The 18,022-nt window shown below is 44.2% G+C and carries 12 protein-coding genes, 3 tRNA genes and 3 rRNA genes; all 18 read left to right on the top strand.

What is annotated here, in order from left to right; translation table 11 throughout:
- The first annotated feature begins 15 nt into the window (after positions 1-15).
- The 18 genes from V6984_RS13100 (at position 16) to V6984_RS13015 (ending at position 18,022) form a co-directional block, all read left to right on the top strand.
- Positions 16-1,482, top strand: coding sequence for a HAMP domain-containing sensor histidine kinase (locus tag V6984_RS13100; RefSeq protein ID WP_342756069.1), 1,467 nt, complete (start codon positions 16-18; stop codon positions 1,480-1,482).
- A gap of 50 nt (positions 1,483-1,532) precedes the next feature.
- Positions 1,533-2,333, top strand: a complete 801-nt coding sequence (locus V6984_RS13095; RefSeq protein ID WP_342756068.1) for a hypothetical protein — start codon at positions 1,533-1,535, stop codon at positions 2,331-2,333.
- Positions 2,334-2,854: 521 nt separating this feature from the next.
- Positions 2,855-4,386: ribosomal RNA gene (locus tag V6984_RS13090) — 16S ribosomal RNA — on the top strand.
- A gap of 282 nt (positions 4,387-4,668) precedes the next feature.
- Positions 4,669-4,786: ribosomal RNA gene (rrf, locus tag V6984_RS13085) — 5S ribosomal RNA — on the top strand.
- Between the two features lie 107 nt (positions 4,787-4,893).
- Positions 4,894-4,967, top strand: a tRNA-Ile gene (locus tag V6984_RS13080).
- A 33-nt stretch (positions 4,968-5,000) separates the two neighbouring features.
- Positions 5,001-5,073 (top strand) — tRNA-Ala (locus V6984_RS13075).
- Positions 5,074-5,415: 342 nt separating this feature from the next.
- A 23S ribosomal RNA gene (locus tag V6984_RS13070) occupies positions 5,416-8,334 on the top strand.
- Together the 16S, 23S and 5S rRNA genes with 2 tRNA genes alongside form the textbook arrangement of a ribosomal RNA operon.
- Positions 8,335-8,779: 445 nt before the next feature.
- Positions 8,780-9,685, top strand: a complete 906-nt coding sequence (locus V6984_RS13065) for a chemotaxis protein (protein ID WP_342756067.1) — start codon at positions 8,780-8,782, stop codon at positions 9,683-9,685.
- 151 nt (positions 9,686-9,836) lie between these two features.
- Positions 9,837-10,631: a hypothetical protein gene (locus V6984_RS13060; protein ID WP_342756066.1), complete on the top strand. Its 795-nt coding sequence runs from the start codon at positions 9,837-9,839 to the stop codon at positions 10,629-10,631.
- 79 nt (positions 10,632-10,710) lie between these two features.
- Positions 10,711-12,630 carry a hypothetical protein gene (locus V6984_RS13055; protein ID WP_342756065.1) on the top strand — a complete coding sequence of 640 codons (1,920 nt, stop codon included), beginning with the start codon at positions 10,711-10,713 and terminating at the stop codon, positions 12,628-12,630.
- Between the two features lie 22 nt (positions 12,631-12,652).
- A complete protein-coding gene (gene hisH, locus V6984_RS13050; protein ID WP_342756064.1) occupies positions 12,653-13,273 on the top strand; it encodes an imidazole glycerol phosphate synthase subunit HisH in 621 nt (206 codons plus the stop codon).
- Positions 13,274-14,035 (top strand): imidazole glycerol phosphate synthase subunit HisF, encoded by a 762-nt coding sequence (gene hisF / locus V6984_RS13045; protein ID WP_342756063.1) that lies wholly within the window; start codon positions 13,274-13,276, stop codon positions 14,033-14,035. It begins immediately after the preceding gene.
- Positions 14,036-14,121: 86 nt separating this feature from the next.
- Complete coding sequence (locus tag V6984_RS13040; protein ID WP_342756062.1) at positions 14,122-14,799, top strand: uracil-DNA glycosylase; 678 nt, start codon at positions 14,122-14,124, stop codon at positions 14,797-14,799.
- A gap of 275 nt (positions 14,800-15,074) precedes the next feature.
- Complete coding sequence (locus tag V6984_RS13035; protein ID WP_342756061.1) at positions 15,075-15,791, top strand: TrmB family transcriptional regulator; 717 nt, start codon at positions 15,075-15,077, stop codon at positions 15,789-15,791.
- Positions 15,784-17,061 carry a diaminopimelate decarboxylase gene (locus tag V6984_RS13030; RefSeq protein ID WP_342756060.1) on the top strand — a complete coding sequence of 426 codons (1,278 nt, stop codon included), beginning with the start codon at positions 15,784-15,786 and terminating at the stop codon, positions 17,059-17,061. The genes V6984_RS13035 and V6984_RS13030 overlap by 8 nt, the downstream gene beginning before the upstream one ends.
- A gap of 67 nt (positions 17,062-17,128) precedes the next feature.
- A tRNA-Leu gene (locus V6984_RS13025) sits at positions 17,129-17,211 on the top strand.
- 111 nt (positions 17,212-17,322) lie between these two features.
- The gene (locus V6984_RS13020) at positions 17,323-17,805 is read left to right on the top strand and encodes a DUF2975 domain-containing protein (protein ID WP_342756059.1); all 483 of its coding nucleotides are present in this window, start codon (positions 17,323-17,325) and stop codon (positions 17,803-17,805) included.
- 10 nt (positions 17,806-17,815) lie between these two features.
- Positions 17,816-18,022: a helix-turn-helix transcriptional regulator gene (locus V6984_RS13015; protein ID WP_342756058.1), complete on the top strand. Its 207-nt coding sequence runs from the start codon at positions 17,816-17,818 to the stop codon at positions 18,020-18,022.

Genomic DNA, 18,022 nt, shown 5'->3' with positions numbered 1-18,022 from the left:
GGCGGAATGATAAAAATGAAATATTCTATTAAAAGACAGTTTGCGATAATTTTTATCGGATTGATGACAGCTACTATATTGTTGTGCTGGTTTATTAACAGTACATTTTTGGGAGAATATTATCTGAATAATAAGATGAATGCGCTCAAAAATGCATATTCCGTAATTAATAAGGCGGCCAGTGCAGGGAATATTTTGACTGAAGAATTCGGAATACAGATACAGAGAATTGCCGAAAAATATAATATCAATCTAATCGTACTGGATGCGGATTCCCAGACGAGGATAACCTTCAGCAGTGACCCCGAGACCATGAGCAGACGCTTATGGGACAATTTTTTTAATTCAGGCAGTAATAACAGCATTGTCTTGGAGGAAAACAGTCTTTATTCGGTACAAAGGATGACCGATTCCAGAACGATGACAGAATATATAGAAATGTGGGGCGTTTTGGATAACGGCAATATCTTTCTTCTCCGCAGCGCCTTGGAGGGAATACAGGACAGCGTATCCATTGCCAATCGTTTTCTTGCCTATGTAGGTATAGGTGCGGCGGTGGTCAGCGGAATCGTTATTTTAATGGTATCCAGAAAGGTAACCGAGCCTATATTGGAGCTGGCGGACATCTCGGAACGGATGATACATCTCGATTTCGATGCCAAATATTATGGAAAGAGCAAGACGGAAATTGCATTGCTGGGAAATAATATTAACGAGCTGTCAAATACTCTTGAAGCCACGATTTCAGAATTAAAGACGGCTAATAATGAATTACAGAAGGATATAGAGAAGAAAAATGAAATAGATGAAATGCGCAAGGAATTTTTGGCCAATGTTTCCCATGAGCTGAAAACTCCCATAGCTTTAATACAAGGCTACGCGGAGGGACTGAAGGAAGGAATAAACGACGATGCGGAAAGCCGGGAATTTTACTGTGATGTAATTATCGATGAGTCCGCCAAGATGAATACGATGGTCAAAAAGCTCCTTACGCTGAACCAGCTGGAATTCGGCAATGACGTAGTATCAATGGAGCGGTTTGATATAGCAGCGTTAATAAGAACCTATATCCAGTCGGCGGAAATATTGACCAGACAAAAGGAAATATCGGTGTATTTCCATGAACAGGAATCCGTTTTCGTATGGGGGGATGAATTCAAGACGGAGGAAGTATTTGCAAATTATTTCAGCAATGCCATGAACCATGTGGCGGGTGAAAAGATCATCGATATAAAGCTGAATAAAATGGAGGACAAGGTTCGAATTTCTGTTTTTAATACAGGAGAGCAGATTCCGCAGGACAGCCTTTCACATTTATGGGAAAAATTCTATAAGGTAGATAAGGCCAGGACGCGGGCGTATGGAGGAAGCGGAGTGGGCTTATCAATCGTAAAGGCTATTATGGAATCCATGAATCAGGAATGCGGTGTAATGAATTACGATAATGGTGTAGAATTTTGGTTCGAATTAGCAGCGAGATAAACAAGAGGGCTTTTCAGAATCTGCAAAATGATGTATAATAGGAGCAATATGTGAGCTTGTATATACATAAGCAGATGGGAGTTAACATGAGAAGAGGGAAAAAGATAGGAATTGTTTTAGTGGCTGCGATGTCTTTGATGCTGACGGCCTGTGGAGAATCCGTTCCCGAAATGACGGAAGAAGAAAATGCGCAGGTGGTGGAATATGCGGCGGGATTATTGTTGAAATATGATCAGAATTATGAAAACAGACTGGTAGAAGAGGAACCGGAAGCGGCGGGAAAAACTTCGGAAAAAGAGAGGGCGGAAAGCGGCGAGATAGAACAAGAGCCTCAAGTACTTCAGAAAGAAACTTGGACGGCGAATACATCAGCTGTTGAAGCGAATAATAGTGATCAGGGTTTTTGTGGAATACAAGGTGTGGAAGTAAAATATATTAACTATGAATTAACGGATGTTTATCCGGATGAAAATGTTGAAGAAGCATCTTATGCCATGAGTGCCGAAAGCGGATATAAATTTTTGGTTCTCAACTTTGAAATGAAGAATACAACTCAGCAGGATATAGATGTGAACATGGCTTCTACCGGGGCCAAATTCAAAATATCTGTTAACGGCGGACAACCGGAATATGCGTTGACTACAATACTTCTCAATGACCTATCTACTTTTATGGGAACGATAGGTGTGGGAGATACGAAGGATCTTGTTTTGGTAGGAGAAGTCTCAGAGCAGGAAGCAAATGCCATATGGTCTGTTGCTTTGGCGCTAGGGGAGGAGTCTTTGACCGACCCTGTTGCTTCGGATGTTTCAGCCGATGCTACAGATTCAGCCGTAGCTAATGCTGACTAAGTAACAGAAAAATAAAATAATCATATATATAATAAGTATATATAGCGGCAAAATTATTTTGCAATTATTAGTGACAGACTACTTTGTTGATAGAACATGATGGTCTGTCATTGTTTTTCGGGATCTTATCGTAATTTGTATTTTGCAAAATCCGCATAAAATGGGCTTTTTTGTATAATGTTCAAAAAATTTGTAAAATTTGTTAGATTTATGATTGACATTTGTATTTAGGAATGATATACTCATTTTCGTTGCCGACGAAGAATGACAGAGCGGCAGCGGGCAGAACCTTGACAAATAAACAGTAATGCAACCCTGAAAATTCTTAAATGAGAGCATGCCCCGGAAGGGGAACATGCAGTATCATGAATGAAAATTCAGAGAACGGCATCCGAAAGGATGCAACCTAAAAAACAGTAAAAGTCGTAACGGGAAGAGGAAGCTCGTAAAGAGCGGAGAAAACCCGGAATGACTACGGGAAAAGATTAGCCAAAGTTAATCTTGGATCGGAGAGAACTTTTGAACATGAGAGTTTGATCCTGGCTCAGGATGAACGCTGGCGGCGTGCCTAACACATGCAAGTCGAACGGAGTAATTAAGCGGAAGTCTTCGGATGGAAGCTTAGGTACTTAGTGGCGGACGGGTGAGTAACGCGTGGGCAACCTGCCCTGTACCGGGGGATAACACTTAGAAATAGGTGCTAATACCGCATAAGCGCACGGTCTCGCATGAGACAGTGTGAAAAACTCCGGTGGTACAGGATGGACCCGCGTCTGATTAGCTAGTTGGTGGGGTAGAGGCCTACCAAGGCGACGATCAGTAGCCGGCCTGAGAGGGTGACCGGCCACATTGGGACTGAGACACGGCCCAAACTCCTACGGGAGGCAGCAGTGGGGAATATTGCACAATGGGGGAAACCCTGATGCAGCGACGCCGCGTGAGTGAAGAAGTATTTCGGTATGTAAAGCTCTATCAGCAGGGAAGAAAATGACGGTACCTGACTAAGAAGCCCCGGCTAACTACGTGCCAGCAGCCGCGGTAATACGTAGGGGGCAAGCGTTATCCGGATTTACTGGGTGTAAAGGGAGCGTAGACGGCAGGGCAAGTCTGAAGTGAAAGCCCGGGGCTCAACCCCGGGACTGCTTTGGAAACTGTCCGGCTGGAGTGCAGGAGAGGTAAGTGGAATTCCTAGTGTAGCGGTGAAATGCGTAGATATTAGGAGGAACACCAGTGGCGAAGGCGGCTTACTGGACTGTAACTGACGTTGAGGCTCGAAAGCGTGGGGAGCAAACAGGATTAGATACCCTGGTAGTCCACGCCGTAAACGATGATTACTAGGTGTCGGGGGTTATTAAACCTTCGGTGCCGCAGCAAACGCAATAAGTAATCCACCTGGGGAGTACGTTCGCAAGAATGAAACTCAAAGGAATTGACGGGGACCCGCACAAGCGGTGGAGCATGTGGTTTAATTCGAAGCAACGCGAAGAACCTTACCAAGTCTTGACATCCTGGTGACGTAGGAGTAACATCCTATTCCCTTCGGGGCACCAGAGACAGGTGGTGCATGGTTGTCGTCAGCTCGTGTCGTGAGATGTTGGGTTAAGTCCCGCAACGAGCGCAACCCTTATCTTTAGTAGCCAGCAGTAAGATGGGAACTCTAGAGAGACTGCCGGGGATAACCCGGAGGAAGGTGGGGATGACGTCAAATCATCATGCCCCTTATGATTTGGGCTACACACGTGCTACAATGGCGTGAACAGAGGGAAGCGAAGGGGTGACCTGGAGCAAATCCCAAAAAACACGTCTCAGTTCGGATTGTAGTCTGCAACTCGACTACATGAAGCTGGAATCGCTAGTAATCGCGAATCAGAATGTCGCGGTGAATACGTTCCCGGGTCTTGTACACACCGCCCGTCACACCATGGGAGTCGGAAATGCCCGAAGTCTGTGACCTAACCCGCAAGGGGAGGAGCAGCCGAAGGCAGGTCTGATAACTGGGGTGAAGTCGTAACAAGGTAGCCGTATCGGAAGGTGCGGCTGGATCACCTCCTTTCTAAGGAAGAAGAAGTAGGGGTTGTATTACTGTTTAGCTGTTAAGGAAAGGTATTGCCTGTTAAAAAGACAGGGAATAGCAAAGAAGGAACATGTGGAAAGGGTTCGCCCTGAGAGATGTGTACCTTCTGGAAGGATTGCACCTTGAGGCATAGCCTCTCGGTCGCGTCGAAGACGCTAATAGATTTAAGCAAAAAAGTCTGGGAAAACGAGTTCTCCCATCCATTTGTCCTTAAATCTGCAATCCCGATCTGATTTTAATCAGATTTATCAGCACGAAGATTCTGGTGGCGATGCGCTTAGGGGAGACACCCGTTCTCATCCCGAACACGAAGGTTAAGACTTAAGCGGCCGATGGTACTATGCTGGAGACGGCATGGGAGAGCAGGTGGCTGCCAGATAAAAACAAGTAAAAGACACTTGTAGCAAGTAAAAGACACTTGTAACAAGTAAAAAACACTTGTAAAAAGAAGAAAGAGCAAAGTGAAGGCTGTAAAGACTTGACTTTGGGCTTATAGCTCAGCCGGTTAGAGCGCACGCCTGATAAGCGTGAGGTCGGTGGTTCGAGTCCACTTAAGCCCACTGGCGGAATGCACGACTGTGGCTGCCAGAAACGGGGGCATAGCTCAGTTGGGAGAGCACCTGCCTTGCAAGCAGGGGGTCGAGAGTTCGAATCTCTCTGTCTCCATCGTCGAGGAACTGGAACGAGCAGAATACGCTCGTAACAAGTAAGATCCAGGAAAGCGACGAAAAGGGAAGGAAGCAAGCATTGTTCCGTACCGGAAAAGAACCGTACCTTGAAAACCGAATACCGAAAAACAATCAAGTATCAAAGACATCCGAGGTCCATCCGAAAGGATGGGCAACAAGTGAAGGACACTTGTAAAAGTGAAGGACACTTGTATTTATAAATGTTAGAGACAAAAGTCTGACGAAAGTCAGGCGCTGAACGAGTAAAAAACACTCGTACGAGCGAAAGCTCGCAGACAGCAGACCAGCCTGCGTTCCTCACGCTAGAGGGACGAGAACAGGTTAAGCAAGAAAGAGCACAGGGTGGATGCCTTGGCACTGAGAGCCGAAGAAAGACGTGATAAGCTGCGAAAAGCTGCGGGGAGGAGCAAATATCCTATGATCCGCAGATATCTGAATGGGGAGACCCACATAAGAAGACCTTATGTATCCTTGCGTGAATCCATAGCGTAAGGAAGGGAACCCGGTGAACTGAAACATCTAAGTAGCCGGAGGAGAAGAAAACAACAGTGATTTCCGAAGTAGCGGCGAGCGAACCGGAAGGAGCCCAAACCGGAGTGCGTGCACTCCGGGGTTCGGACCGCATCAACTGATTCAGGAAAGGTAACGGAATGGTCCTGGAAAGACCAGCCAGAGAGGGTGAGAGCCCCGTACGTGAAACCAGACCAGACAGAGCGGTATCCAGAGTACCACGAGACACGAGAAACCTTGTGGGAAAGAGCGGGGACCACCCCGTAAGGCTAAATACTCCTCAGTGACCGATAGCGCATAGTACTGTGAAGGAAAGGTGAAAAGGACCCCGGGAGGGGAGTGAAAGAGAACCTGAAACCCTGTGTTTACAAGCTGTGGGACCACGTTAAGGTGGGACCGCGTACTTTTTGTAGAACGGTCCGGCGAGTTGTGCATACTGGCAAGGTTAAGCACTTAAGGTGTGGAGCCGAAGGGAAACCGAGCCTTAATAGGGCGCAAAACCAACTATGTTGGTTGAGTCAGTATGTGCAGACCCGAAACCGGGTGATCTATCCATGTCCAGGTTGAAGTTGCCGTAAAAGGCAATGGAGGACCGAACGCACATCCGTTGAAAAGGGTGGCGATGAGGTGTGGATAGGGGAGAAATTCCAATCGAACCCGGAGATAGCTGGTTCTCCTCGAAATAGCTTTAGGGCTAGCCTCATAAAGAGTCTTGCGGAGGTAGAGCACTGAATACCCTAGGGGGCGTCAAAGCTTACCGAAGGTTATCAAACTCCGAATGCCGTGAAGATGTTATATGGGAGTCAGACTGCACGAGATAAGTTGGGCAGTCAAAAGGGAAAGAGCCCAGACCTACAGCTAAGGTCCCAAAGTGCGTGTTAAGTGGAAAAGGATGTGGGATTTCAAAGACAACTAGGATGTTGGCTCAGAAGCAGCCACACATTCAAAGAGTGCGTAATAGCTCACTAGTCGAGAGGTCCTGCGCCGAAAATGTCCGGGGCTGAAACACGACACCGAAGCTTAGGAATCATACATTCGTATGATTGGTAGAGGAGCATTGCTGATGCAGGGAAGCGGTACCGTAAGGAGCCGTGGAGCGTCAGGAAGAGAGAATGCCGGAATGAGTAGCGAGAAAGAGGTGAGAATCCTCTTGGCCGAATATCCAAGGATTCCAGAGTAAAGCTGATCTGCTCTGGGTAAGTCGGGGCCTAAGGCGAGGCAGAAATGCGTAGCCGATGGACAACAGGTGGAGATTCCTGTACTGCATAATGACAGAACTGTAGGGACGCATGTGGAGCGCATGAGCCGGGAAAGGAAAGACCGGTGCAAGCGAGGTAGGAGAGGAAGAGGCAAATCCCTTTCTCAATCCAAAGGCGTGAAGCGGAGCGAAATAAAGTAGCGAAGCATGCAAGCCATGTGCCAAGAAAAGCTGCTATTGTTCATTATGTACCCGTACCGTAAACCGACACAGGTGGATGAGGAGAGAATCCTAAGGCCGGCGGGAGAAGCATTGTCAAGGAACTCGGCAAAATGACCCCGTAACTTCGGGAGAAGGGGTGCCCCAGAAATGGGGCCGCAGAGAATAGGCTCAAGCAACTGTTTAGCAAAAACACAGGTCTATGCAAAACCGAAAGGTGAAGTATATGGGCTGACGCCTGCCCGGTGCTGGAAGGTTAAGAGGAGAGGTCAGGGCAACCGAAGCCTTGAATTTAAGCCCCAGTAAACGGCGGCCGTAACTATAACGGTCCTAAGGTAGCGAAATTCCTTGTCGGGTAAGTTCCGACCCGCACGAAAGGCGTAATGATTTGAGCGCTGTCTCGACAATGCACCCGGTGAAATTGAAGTACCAGTGAAGATGCTGGTTACCTGCGCCAGGACGGAAAGACCCCATGGAGCTTTACTCCAGCTTGATACTGGGATTCGATGCTGTATGTACAGGATAGGTGGGAGGCAATGAAGTGGAGACGCCAGTCTCCATGGAGCCAATGTTGGGATACCACCCTTGCAGTATTGGATTTCTAACCGAGGGCCATGAATCTGGTCCCGGGACAATGTCTGGCGGGGAGTTTGACTGGGGCGGTCGCCTCCGAAAGGGTATCGGAGGCGCTCAAAGGTTCCCTCAGAATGGTCGGAAACCATTCGCAGAGTGCAAAGGCATAAGGGAGCTTGACTGCGACACCGACGGGTGGAGCAGGTAGGAAACTAGGACTTAGTGATCCGGTGGTATAACGTGGGATTGCCATCGCTCAACGGATAAAAGCTACCCTGGGGATAACAGGCTTATCACTCCCAAGAGTTCACATCGACGGAGTGGTTTGGCACCTCGATGTCGGCTCATCGCATCCTGGGGCTGTAGTAGGTCCCAAGGGTTGGGCTGTTCGCCCATTAAAGCGGTACGCGAGCTGGGTTCAGAACGTCGTGAGACAGTTCGGTCCCTATCCGGCGCAGGCGTAGGATATCTGAGAGGAGCTGTCCTTAGTACGAGAGGACCGGGATGGACGGACCGCTGGTGTATCTGTTAGGTACCAGACCTATGGCAGAGTAGCCAAGTCCGGCAGGGATAAACGCTGAAGGCATCTAAGCGTGAAGCCCCCCTCAAGATGAGATATCCCATACAAAGCTTGCTTTGTATTAAGACCCCTTGGAGAGTACGAGGTAGATAGGCTTAAGGTGGAAGCGCAGCAATGCGTGGAGCTGATAAGTACTAATCGGTCGAGGGCTTATCCTTGTAAGGCTGGTTAATGAGTAATGAGTAATGAGTAGAAAACACTCATAAGACGCTCATAAGAGACAGGAAAGAAACGGATGGAAGAGATAGGAGAGAGTGACAGGTGAACAACACCTGTAGTAGGTGGATTTCCGAAAGGGAAGAAGCCTGTTGGTATTCGGTTTTGAGGGTATGGCCCCTTATAAATAATGATAATATTCAGTGAAAATAGAGACTATCACATCATATATGTGGTAGTTTTTTGTCATATGAAAAAGTTAACTTTTAAAGAATAAGTTTATTGTGAAAAAACGGCGAAAAAAATTTGTCGCTTCTGGTAAAAAATCAGAAAATATAAATAAAATGGTATTTAATTGTATTTTTTTTAGGAAATGTATGTTATAATTAGTCCAAGTTAATGTGCTTTAGGAAAAATTGATTAATAAATGTCGTGAGGTGGATGAATATGGATACAAATATTCTGCTGGAAAATGGAACAAATGAGTTGGAAGTTTTAGAATTCGTACTGGAAGGACAGCATTATGGAATAAATGTTGCTAAAATAAGAGAAATTATTCCTTATCAGGAAGTTACGCCGGTTCCAAATGCTCATCCGAGTATTGAAGGAATCTTTATGCCGCGTGATACGATGATAACGGCAATCAGTTTGAGAAATTGCCTTCAGATGAGGGAATATAATAATGAAGAATTGAACAGTTCTTTATTTATAGTGACGAATTTCAACAAACTCGACATTGCATTTCATGTAGATGCCGTTATGGGTATACATAGAGTTTCTTGGAATCAGATTATCAAGCCGGGAACTACCGTTTCTACCAGTGAAGATGGGATTTCTACGGGAATTATTAAGATTAACGGTAAATTGATAATCATTTTGGATTTCGAAAAGATTGTTACCGATATCAACCCTGAGACGGGATTGAAGATGTCTGAAATAGATGAGTTGGGACATCGATCACAGCGCAATGTGCCAATTTTGATTGCGGAAGATTCACCGCTTCTTAACAAACTGATTGTGGATTCTTTGAAGCAGGCAGGATATGTTAATCTCATCCATACAGAGAACGGAAAGCAGGCATATGATGTAATTACCGCATGCAAAGAAGACGGTACGTTGAACCAGCATGTGCAGTGTATTATTACGGATATAGAGATGCCGGTAATGGACGGACATCGTCTGACGAAATTGATAAAAGAAGATGAGTCTACAAAGAACATTCCTGTTATTATTTTCTCCTCTTTGGTGAATGAAGAGATGAAGAGAAAGGGCGAGGCCCTCGGTGCGGATGCACAGTTGTCTAAGCCTGAAATCGGCAACTTGGTTAGTGTGATTGACGGGTTAGTTAAATAAGATCATATTAATGATACATACCATCGTTTGACAGGGTCACACACGGCGTTTAAGACCTTGTCAAACGATGGTAATATGGGATTAAAAAGAGCGGGATTAATTCCTCGCTCTTTTTTTGAAGTATCTTTGAAGGAATGAAAGGAATTACCGGATGGAAGATATAAAGAGGATTGCGGCGGATAGCATAAATAATGCGGATATGGTGCTTGTAGGTATCGGTGAAGAATTTGGGATGAGCCTTTTAAGGATGGAGGAAAATCTCCAATATAAACGTTTTTTGGATCGGATAGAGGAGATAGAAGAGTATGGCTGGCTGGTTCCATATGTAGAAAAGCTGTATTTGCGGGAGCATAAGGATGAGAAAATAATGAAGGCTTATAACAAGCTTGGAAAGCTTTTAGAGGGAAAAAACCATTACATTGTCTCCACATGTACGGACGATTGTATTTATGATGCCGGATTTAAGGAAGACAGGATTGTAACGCCTTGTGGTGGATACCGTTTTATGCAGTGTGAGGACAACTGCATAGGCGGGATAGAGGAACCGGATGAGGTACTTTTGGACCAGATATATCGCAGCATTAAAACAGGAGAAGAAATAGCAGAAATAAAAAAGCCGGTTTGCATAAAGTGTAAAAAGAAACTTGTATTTAATAACGTAAATACGGATCATTATGCAGAAGAGGGCTACTTGGATAAGTGGGATCATTATACGAAATGGCTTCAGGGAACAGTGAACAGAAAGCTTTGTGTTATAGAGTTGGGCGTAGGTATGCAGTTTCCGACGGTAATTCGTTGGCCCTTTGAAAAAATAGTATTTTTTAATCAAAAGTCCAATTTATTTCGAATACATAGTAGATTATATCAGCTGACAGAGGAAATTAAAGAAAGAGGATTCTCCTTGAAAGAAAATTCGACAGATTTTATCATAAATTGGTTTGTCTAATGGAGATATGTATGATAAACTATGAAAGGAAGTATCAATAATAAGAGTATATAATATAGAAGAAATGTGAGGGTGTTTCATGAGTTCAGATGAAGAATTTTTGGATGACTTGCTTAAGTCCATCATGGAAAATGAAGACAATCCTTCAGGGGCGGAAGATGAGGCGGATACGGAAGCAATGACAGAAGATACGCAGGAGAATGCGCCAACTGATGGGGATTTGGTAGTTGAGGATGACTTTTTTTTAAATGATTTTGCTATTCAGGAACCTGATATCGACGATATAGATATGGAGCACATGAATCTGGAGGAAGATTCAGAGGAAGAAGTAGATATAGATTCTTCGGATGTATCTGATATTTTGTCAGCTGATGAAATCAGTGCAATGTTTACAGGTATAGAGGAGGCTCCCAACGAAGAAGGAATTGAAGAGTCGGAGGTTTCTTTTGGAGAAAATTCGTTTATTGAAGGGGCTGACGAAGGAGAAATGTTTGGCGGTGAGGAAGCAGATAACCCTGATGCGGCCGACGTTAACCTAAATGGAATAGGCCCTTTATTGGGAGACGATAATGAGGAAATGGAAGCAGATGATATGCTGGCTTTGTTAGAAAGCATGTCTGCGGAAATGGGCGAAGAGGAGGCACTTGCCGCAGGAGCAGTTCCTGTAGTTGCTGAGGAAGCTTCAGAAGAAGGCGGCAAGAAAAAAAAGGGAGGGTTCTCTAAGTTTTTCGGTAAAAAGAAAAAGGTTGAAGAAGAGAAAGCGTCAGACGAAAAAGAATTTGATGCGATAGAAGTAGAACCAACCGAAGAAAGTGAAGATGATTCGGCATGGGCGTCCATAGGTGAATCGGTTAAGAAAAAGCAAGGATTTTTTGCTAAGGCGCTGTCGTTTTTGACAGAATCTGATGAGGATGCAAATGAGGCTGAAAAGTTAAAGACAACGCATGGAATAAATCCTTCGGATGAAAACCGTAATATCTTAGAGGAGCTGGACGCTGAGGACAGAAAGAAAAAGAAGAAGAAAGCGAAGGGCAAAAAGGAAGAAGCTTCGGAAGACGGTGAGGCAGATGACAAAAAAGAGAAAGAAAAGAAGAAAAAAGAGAAGAAACCTAAGCCGGTAAAGGAAGAAGCTGCAGAACCTGTAAGTTTTAAAAAACCGAGAAAAAGGGTGTCGGGGAAGAATATTGTGATTATTACGGCACTATGTCTGACGCTCTCTGCTCTTATAATCGTTATTGTAAGTGTTGTTCCCGATTTCTTCGAAAAAAGAACGGCACGGGCTGCCTATTATAAAGCGGACTACGCGCAGTCGTATGATTTATTATATGGTAAAAAGCTGGAAGAGAGCGATACAATCATTTATAATAAATCGAAGATAATAATGAGTTTGAACCGCAAGCTTTCCTCATATCATAACTATATGAGCATGGGAAAAGAGGTGGAAGCTTTGGATGCACTGATGATGGGCGTGGAAAAATATCCTGAGATCATTACAGAAGCAAAGGATTATAACGCGACGCAGGAAGTAGATGCAGTATATTCGACGATTCTGAATATTTTGAGCGATAAATATGATTTGTCGGAGGCAGTGGCCAAAGTCATCATAGATTATGATGATTTAACCTATACGAGAAAGCTGGAATCTATTGTATATAAGACTCCTTTTATATTGCCGGAGGAGGAGGAAAGCAACGAGGCGGTTTCAGCGGATATTCTTCCTGAGGAACAGGATATTATAGAAGAAAGTGCTCTTCCGGAACAAGCGCCTGCTGTGCAGGAAGTGTCAGATTCTTCAGATTCGGATTTTTCAAATGAGGTAGCACCGGACGAGGAACAGCAGCCGTCTGATACTGCGGATAGCGCACAAAATATCAATGATTCTACGGTACAGGAGCAGGCTGGTGAGATTCCCGCTCAGATTACGGAATCTTCAGGAAGTCAGGGACAACTGATTCAGGGCGTTAAACAGCCGTTGGAGTTCCAGATAAACGGAAATTAATGTCGATAGGAAGTGACAGAATATGGTAGCGATAATTGATTATGATGCAGGTAATATTAAGAGTGTGGAGAAGGCGCTTTTCTCCCTAAGCGAAGATGCGGTGGTTACCAGAGAGAGGGACAGGATTCTTATGGCTGACCGGATAATTTTGCCGGGAGTCGGTTCTTTTGGCGAGGCTATGAAGCGGATTCGCGGATATGGCCTGGAGGAAGTGATAAAGGAAGCGGTGGAGGAAAAGATTCCTTTTCTTGGCATTTGTCTTGGACTTCAGTTATTATTTGAAAGAAGCGAGGAAAGTGAAGGGATAAGCGGACTCGGAATTTTGGAGGGAGAAATCGTGAAGATTCCTCCAAAGGAAGGTCTGAAAGTTCCGCAAATAGGGTGGAATTCCTTGAACTATCCGAACAAAGGTAAACTTTTCGAAGGAATACCGGAGAACTCCTATGTATATTTTGTGCATTCGTATTACTTAAGAGCAAAAGACGACAGTATTGTTATGGCGACAACTGAATACGGTGAGCAGCTGCACGTTTCGGTGCAGAAGGACAACGTTTTTGCTTGTCAGTTCCATCCGGAAAAGAGCTCGGATGTAGGACTGCATATTCTGAATAATTTCATACATATTCAAAAGGAGGGAGAATAGATGTATACAAAGCGTATTATCCCTTGCTTGGATGTGCATAACGGAAGAGTTGTAAAAGGGGTCAATTTCGTAAACCTTAAGGACGCGGGTGATCCGGTGGAAATTGGTGAAGCTTATGATAAGGCGGGGGCGGATGAATTGGTTTTTTTGGATATCACAGCGTCCTCCGATGCCAGAGCTACCGTCGTGGATATGGTGAGGAGGGTCGCAGAACGTGTATTTATTCCCTTTACGGTCGGCGGCGGCATTCGTACGGTGGAAGATTTCAAAGCTATTCTCAGAGAGGGTGCGGACAAGATATCTATTAACTCTTCGGCAATAAACAATCCTTCACTTATCAGCGAGGCAGCGGATAAATTCGGAAGCCAATGTGTGGTAGTAGCCATCGATGCGAGAAGGCGGACGGACGGTTCCGGATGGAATATATATAAAAACGGCGGTCGCATAGACGTAGGTATGGATGCGGTGGAGTGGGCGGTGAAAGCGTATGAATTAGGCGCAGGAGAGATATTGCTTACGAGCATGGATTGTGATGGAACGAAGAACGGCTATGATATCGAGCTTACGAGTACGATTGCAAATAGTATTCCTATTCCGGTCATCGCCTCCGGCGGAGCAGGATGTGAAGAAGATTTTTACGCAGCGCTGACAGAAGGAAAAGCGGAAGCTGCTCTTGCGGCGTCGCTGTTTCACTACAAAGAGCTGGAGATCGATCAGGTGAAGAAATACTTGCAGCAAAAAGGCGTATCGGTAAGGCTATAGGGGTTTGCATTTAGAATGTGTAATAACATTTACATAATTATTATTGAATTCTGAAATATTTAGTAGTAAAGGAGCGAGTTATAGACATGGCTATGATTCAGAATGACTGGCTGGACTCTTTGAAACCGGAGTTTTCCAAGCCTTATTATAAACAGTTGTTTCAATTCGTTCAGAACGAATATAGTAAGACGGTCATTTATCCGCCCGCAGAGGATATTTTCAATGCGTTTCATTTTACACCGCTTCAGGATGTTAAAGTAGTTCTGCTTGGACAGGATCCTTATCATAACGAGCGTCAGGCACATGGATTGAGTTTTTCCGTTTTACCGGAGCAGAAGGATATTCCGCCTTCATTGCAGAATATTTATCAGGAGCTTCATGAGGATTTGGGGTGTTACATTCCGAATAACGGGTATTTGAAAAAGTGGGCGGAGCAAGGTGTTCTGCTCTTGAATGCGGTACTGACCGTTCGGGCACATCAGGCGAATTCTCACCAGGGAAAAGGCTGGGAGAAGTTTACAGATGCGGTAATAGAGGCTGTGAACGTGCAGGATAGACCTATTGTTTTCTTTTTGTGGGGAAGACCTGCCCAGAACAAGGCTCCTATGCTGACCAATCCGAAGCATTTAATTCTTAAGGCGCCGCATCCTAGTCCGTTGTCGGCGTATCGTGGATTCTTTGGATGCAGACATTTTAGTCAGGCTAATGAATTTCTGAAGGAAAACGGGATGGAGCCAATTGATTGGCAGATTGAAAATATATAATAAATGTGCGGTGAAAAATTAATATTTATACAGTGCTGGTAAAGACTCGGAGCCTTAAGAAAAGCTTCGAGCCTTTTTTGTATGGATATATTGGCGAGTGAGGAAGTCCAAAACTGAGAAAAAATATCAATATTAGAATAGTGATTGACAAATCATATATACCGATATATAGTATTCCTATAAAGAAACACTATATATCGGTATATATAAAAAATTAAAGTAAATTAATTAAGTAATATCGGACTGTGCTGAGGATACAATAAGGGGAAGAGAAGATGGATGAGACAGGTATATTAGAGCGGATGATGTTATTCGGGTTGACGAGAGTAGAGGCCAGTATTTATATTTGTCTTTTTAAAAGTGGTGAGCTTACCGGATATGAGGTGGCTAAGCAGACGGGGATTTCCAGATCCAATGTCTATAGTGGGTTATCCGGCTTAGTGGATAAAGGGGCAGCTTATCTCATAGAAGGCAAATCCAGTAAATATGTAGCTGTTTCGATAGAGGAATTCTGTGAAAATAAAATAAGAAATATGAAGAGAGACAAGGAATTCCTAATGAGAAACATGCCGGTGGTGGCGGCTGTCGAAGAGGGATATATTACGATTGAAGGAGCCAAAAATATACGGGATAAGATTCTTACGATGTTAGAAAATGCAAAGCAGCGTATTTATCTATCCGCACCGGAAAGTTTTATTCAGAGTATTAAACCGGAGCTTTTGGAAATTGTCCATAGGAAAATAAAGCTTGTACTCATTACCGATAAGGATGTCGGTATGGGTGAAACGATACAATATCTTACGGATAAAAAGGAAAACCAGATTCGCCTTATTATAGATTCCCTCTTTGTGCTGACAGGAGACATCGAGGGTGAGAAGTCAGATACCTGCTTATATTCAGGCCAGAAGAACTTTGTAAATGTTTTTAAGGAATCACTTAGAAATGAAATAAAATTGATTGAACTTACCGGAGGAGAAAAGAAAGATGAGTAAAAAAACGTTTGTAACAAAAGAATTGATAGAAGAAATTGTAAAAAAATATCCTACCCCCTTTCATATTTATGATGAAAAGGGTATAAGAGAAAATGCTCAGGCAGTAAAAGAGGCTTTTGCGTGGAATGAAGGATTCAAAGAATATTTTGCAGTAAAGGCTACTCCTACTCCTTATCTTATACAGATATTGAGAGAGTATGGATGTGGATGTGACTGTTCCTCTATGACGGAACTCATGCTGAGCAAAGCGATAGGCGTGACCGGAGCTGATATTATGTTTTCTTCCAACGATACACCTGCGGAGGAATATGAATATGCTGCGAAGCTGGGAGCTATTATTAATTTGGATGATATAACACATATCGAATTCCTGGAGGAGACGATTGGCAAGCTGCCGGAGACCATGAGCTGCCGTTACAATCCGGGAGGGGTGTTCGTCATGAGCAATGGCATTATGGATAATCCTGGAGATTCGAAATATGGTTTTACAACGGAGCAGATGTTCGAAGGTTTTCGGATATTGAAGGCAAAGGGAGTAAAGAACTTCGGTATCCATGCGTTTCTTGCAAGCAATACGGTAACAAATGAATATTATCCGATACTGGCGAAACAGTTATTTGAAATTGCAGTTCAGTTGGAAAAGGAGACAGGAGCGGACATTAAGTTTATCAATCTGTCGGGCGGTGTTGGTATTCCTTATCAGCCGGATCAGGAAGAAAATGATATTCGTGAAATCGGTGAGGGTGTACGCAAAGTATACGAAGAGGTTCTCGTTCCGGCAGGTATGGGGGACATAGCCCTTTATACGGAAATGGGGCGTTTTATGATGGGGCCTTATGGAGCTTTGGTTACGCAGGCTATTCATGAGAAGCACACCCATAAGGAATTCATCGGCGTGGATGCTTGTGCGGTGAACCTGATGAGACCCGCTATGTATGGTTCCTATCATCATATCACCGTTCTGGGCAAGGAGGAAGAGGCGTGTGACTATAAATATGACATAACGGGCTCGCTGTGTGAAAACAACGATAAGTTTGCTATTGACCGCATGCTTCCTAAGATTGACATGGGAGATTATATAGTCATACATGATACGGGAGCCCATGGATATGCGATGGGATACAATTATAACGGGAAGCTAAGGTCGGCGGAGCTGCTGTTAAAAGAGGACGGAAATGCAGAACTGATAAGAAGAGCGGAAACTCCGAAGGATTATTTTGCGACTTTTGACGGACTGGATATTTATAGTAAATTAGAAGAAGAATTTTAAAAAATATGCTTGTCAATAACGGCCGAGTGTGGTATTATAAATTTCGGCTGTTAAATATTGACGGCATGCCGGTGTGGCGGAATGGCAGACGCACCAGACTCAAAATCTGGCGATGGCAACATCGTACGAGTTCAAGTCTCGTCACCGGCAGTAAATCAAAACATCAATATTGATACAATGTTGACGAGTCGAAAAGTCCAGTAATACTGGGCTTTTTTGCTGTCCCCGGATAAAAATCGTCCGTTTCGGGAAGCCGGTAAAATGAAACGCTGTTCGATCATTATCTTGCGGTTAGCCGTCATTGTTGCCGGGGTTGCAATTCTAGCGCTATGCTACGGTGGAACATGGGCGGTAACTACGGCATGGGATTCTAATCCGAACCATCATGCTGTAATGGGAGCAATGTTAGGCGGTTTATACTTAACCGTGATACCTTTTTATATCATGCTTTATCAAACAATGAAGCTGTTAAGTTACATTGATTCCAACCGCGCTTTTTCGGAGTTATCAGTCGAGGCATTAAAAAAAATTATGATCTGCGCTATAGCAACCTTTGCCGTATGTATGCTGGGCGGGCTGCCGTTCTTATACTACTGGGCGGAAATGGATGATGCACCGGGGCTTATAATTATCGGCATGGCAATAGCCGGTGGCGCATTTGTGGTCGCTGTATTTGCCTCCGTCTTAAAGCGTCTTTTGCAAGATGCCATTAACATCAAATCGGAAAACGATTTGACGATTTGAGGTGAAAAATATGGCGATTATAGTTAATGTTGATGTTATGTTGGCAAAAAGAAAAATGAGTGTCACAGAGCTTTCAGAGGGCGTTGGAATAACAATGGCTAACCTTTCGATATTGAAAAACGGAAAAGCAAGAGCAATCCGATTTTCAACTTTGGAAGCTATTTGCAGAGAATTAGATTGTCAACCCGGCGATATTTTAGAATATAAGAAAGATTGA

Source organism: Kineothrix sp. IPX-CK (genome assembly GCF_039134705.1).
In the GTDB taxonomy this organism is placed as follows: Bacteria; Bacillota; Clostridia; order Lachnospirales; family Lachnospiraceae; genus Kineothrix; species Kineothrix sedimenti.
The sequence above is the reverse complement of the archived record's forward strand: the minus strand, read 5'-3'. Positions and strand labels throughout refer to the sequence as shown.

What these genes read in the sequence shown, in the direction of transcription:
- V6984_RS13100 (WP_342756069.1), top strand. Translation starts at nt 16, where the DNA reads ATGAAATATTCTATTAAAAGACAGTTTGCGATAATTTTTATCGGATTG.
- V6984_RS13020 (WP_342756059.1), top strand. Translation starts at nt 17,323, where the DNA reads ATGAAACGCTGTTCGATCATTATCTTGCGGTTAGCCGTCATTGTTGCC.
- V6984_RS13030 (WP_342756060.1), top strand. Translation starts at nt 15,784, where the DNA reads ATGAGTAAAAAAACGTTTGTAACAAAAGAATTGATAGAAGAAATTGTA.
- V6984_RS13015 (WP_342756058.1), top strand. Translation starts at nt 17,816, where the DNA reads ATGGCGATTATAGTTAATGTTGATGTTATGTTGGCAAAAAGAAAAATG.
- V6984_RS13065 (WP_342756067.1), top strand. Translation starts at nt 8,780, where the DNA reads ATGGATACAAATATTCTGCTGGAAAATGGAACAAATGAGTTGGAAGTT.
- V6984_RS13035 (WP_342756061.1), top strand. Translation starts at nt 15,075, where the DNA reads ATGGATGAGACAGGTATATTAGAGCGGATGATGTTATTCGGGTTGACG.
- V6984_RS13040 (WP_342756062.1), top strand. Translation starts at nt 14,122, where the DNA reads ATGGCTATGATTCAGAATGACTGGCTGGACTCTTTGAAACCGGAGTTT.
- hisH (WP_342756064.1), top strand. Translation starts at nt 12,653, where the DNA reads ATGGTAGCGATAATTGATTATGATGCAGGTAATATTAAGAGTGTGGAG.
- V6984_RS13055 (WP_342756065.1), top strand. Translation starts at nt 10,711, where the DNA reads ATGAGTTCAGATGAAGAATTTTTGGATGACTTGCTTAAGTCCATCATG.
- V6984_RS13060 (WP_342756066.1), top strand. Translation starts at nt 9,837, where the DNA reads ATGGAAGATATAAAGAGGATTGCGGCGGATAGCATAAATAATGCGGAT.
- hisF (WP_342756063.1), top strand. Translation starts at nt 13,274, where the DNA reads ATGTATACAAAGCGTATTATCCCTTGCTTGGATGTGCATAACGGAAGA.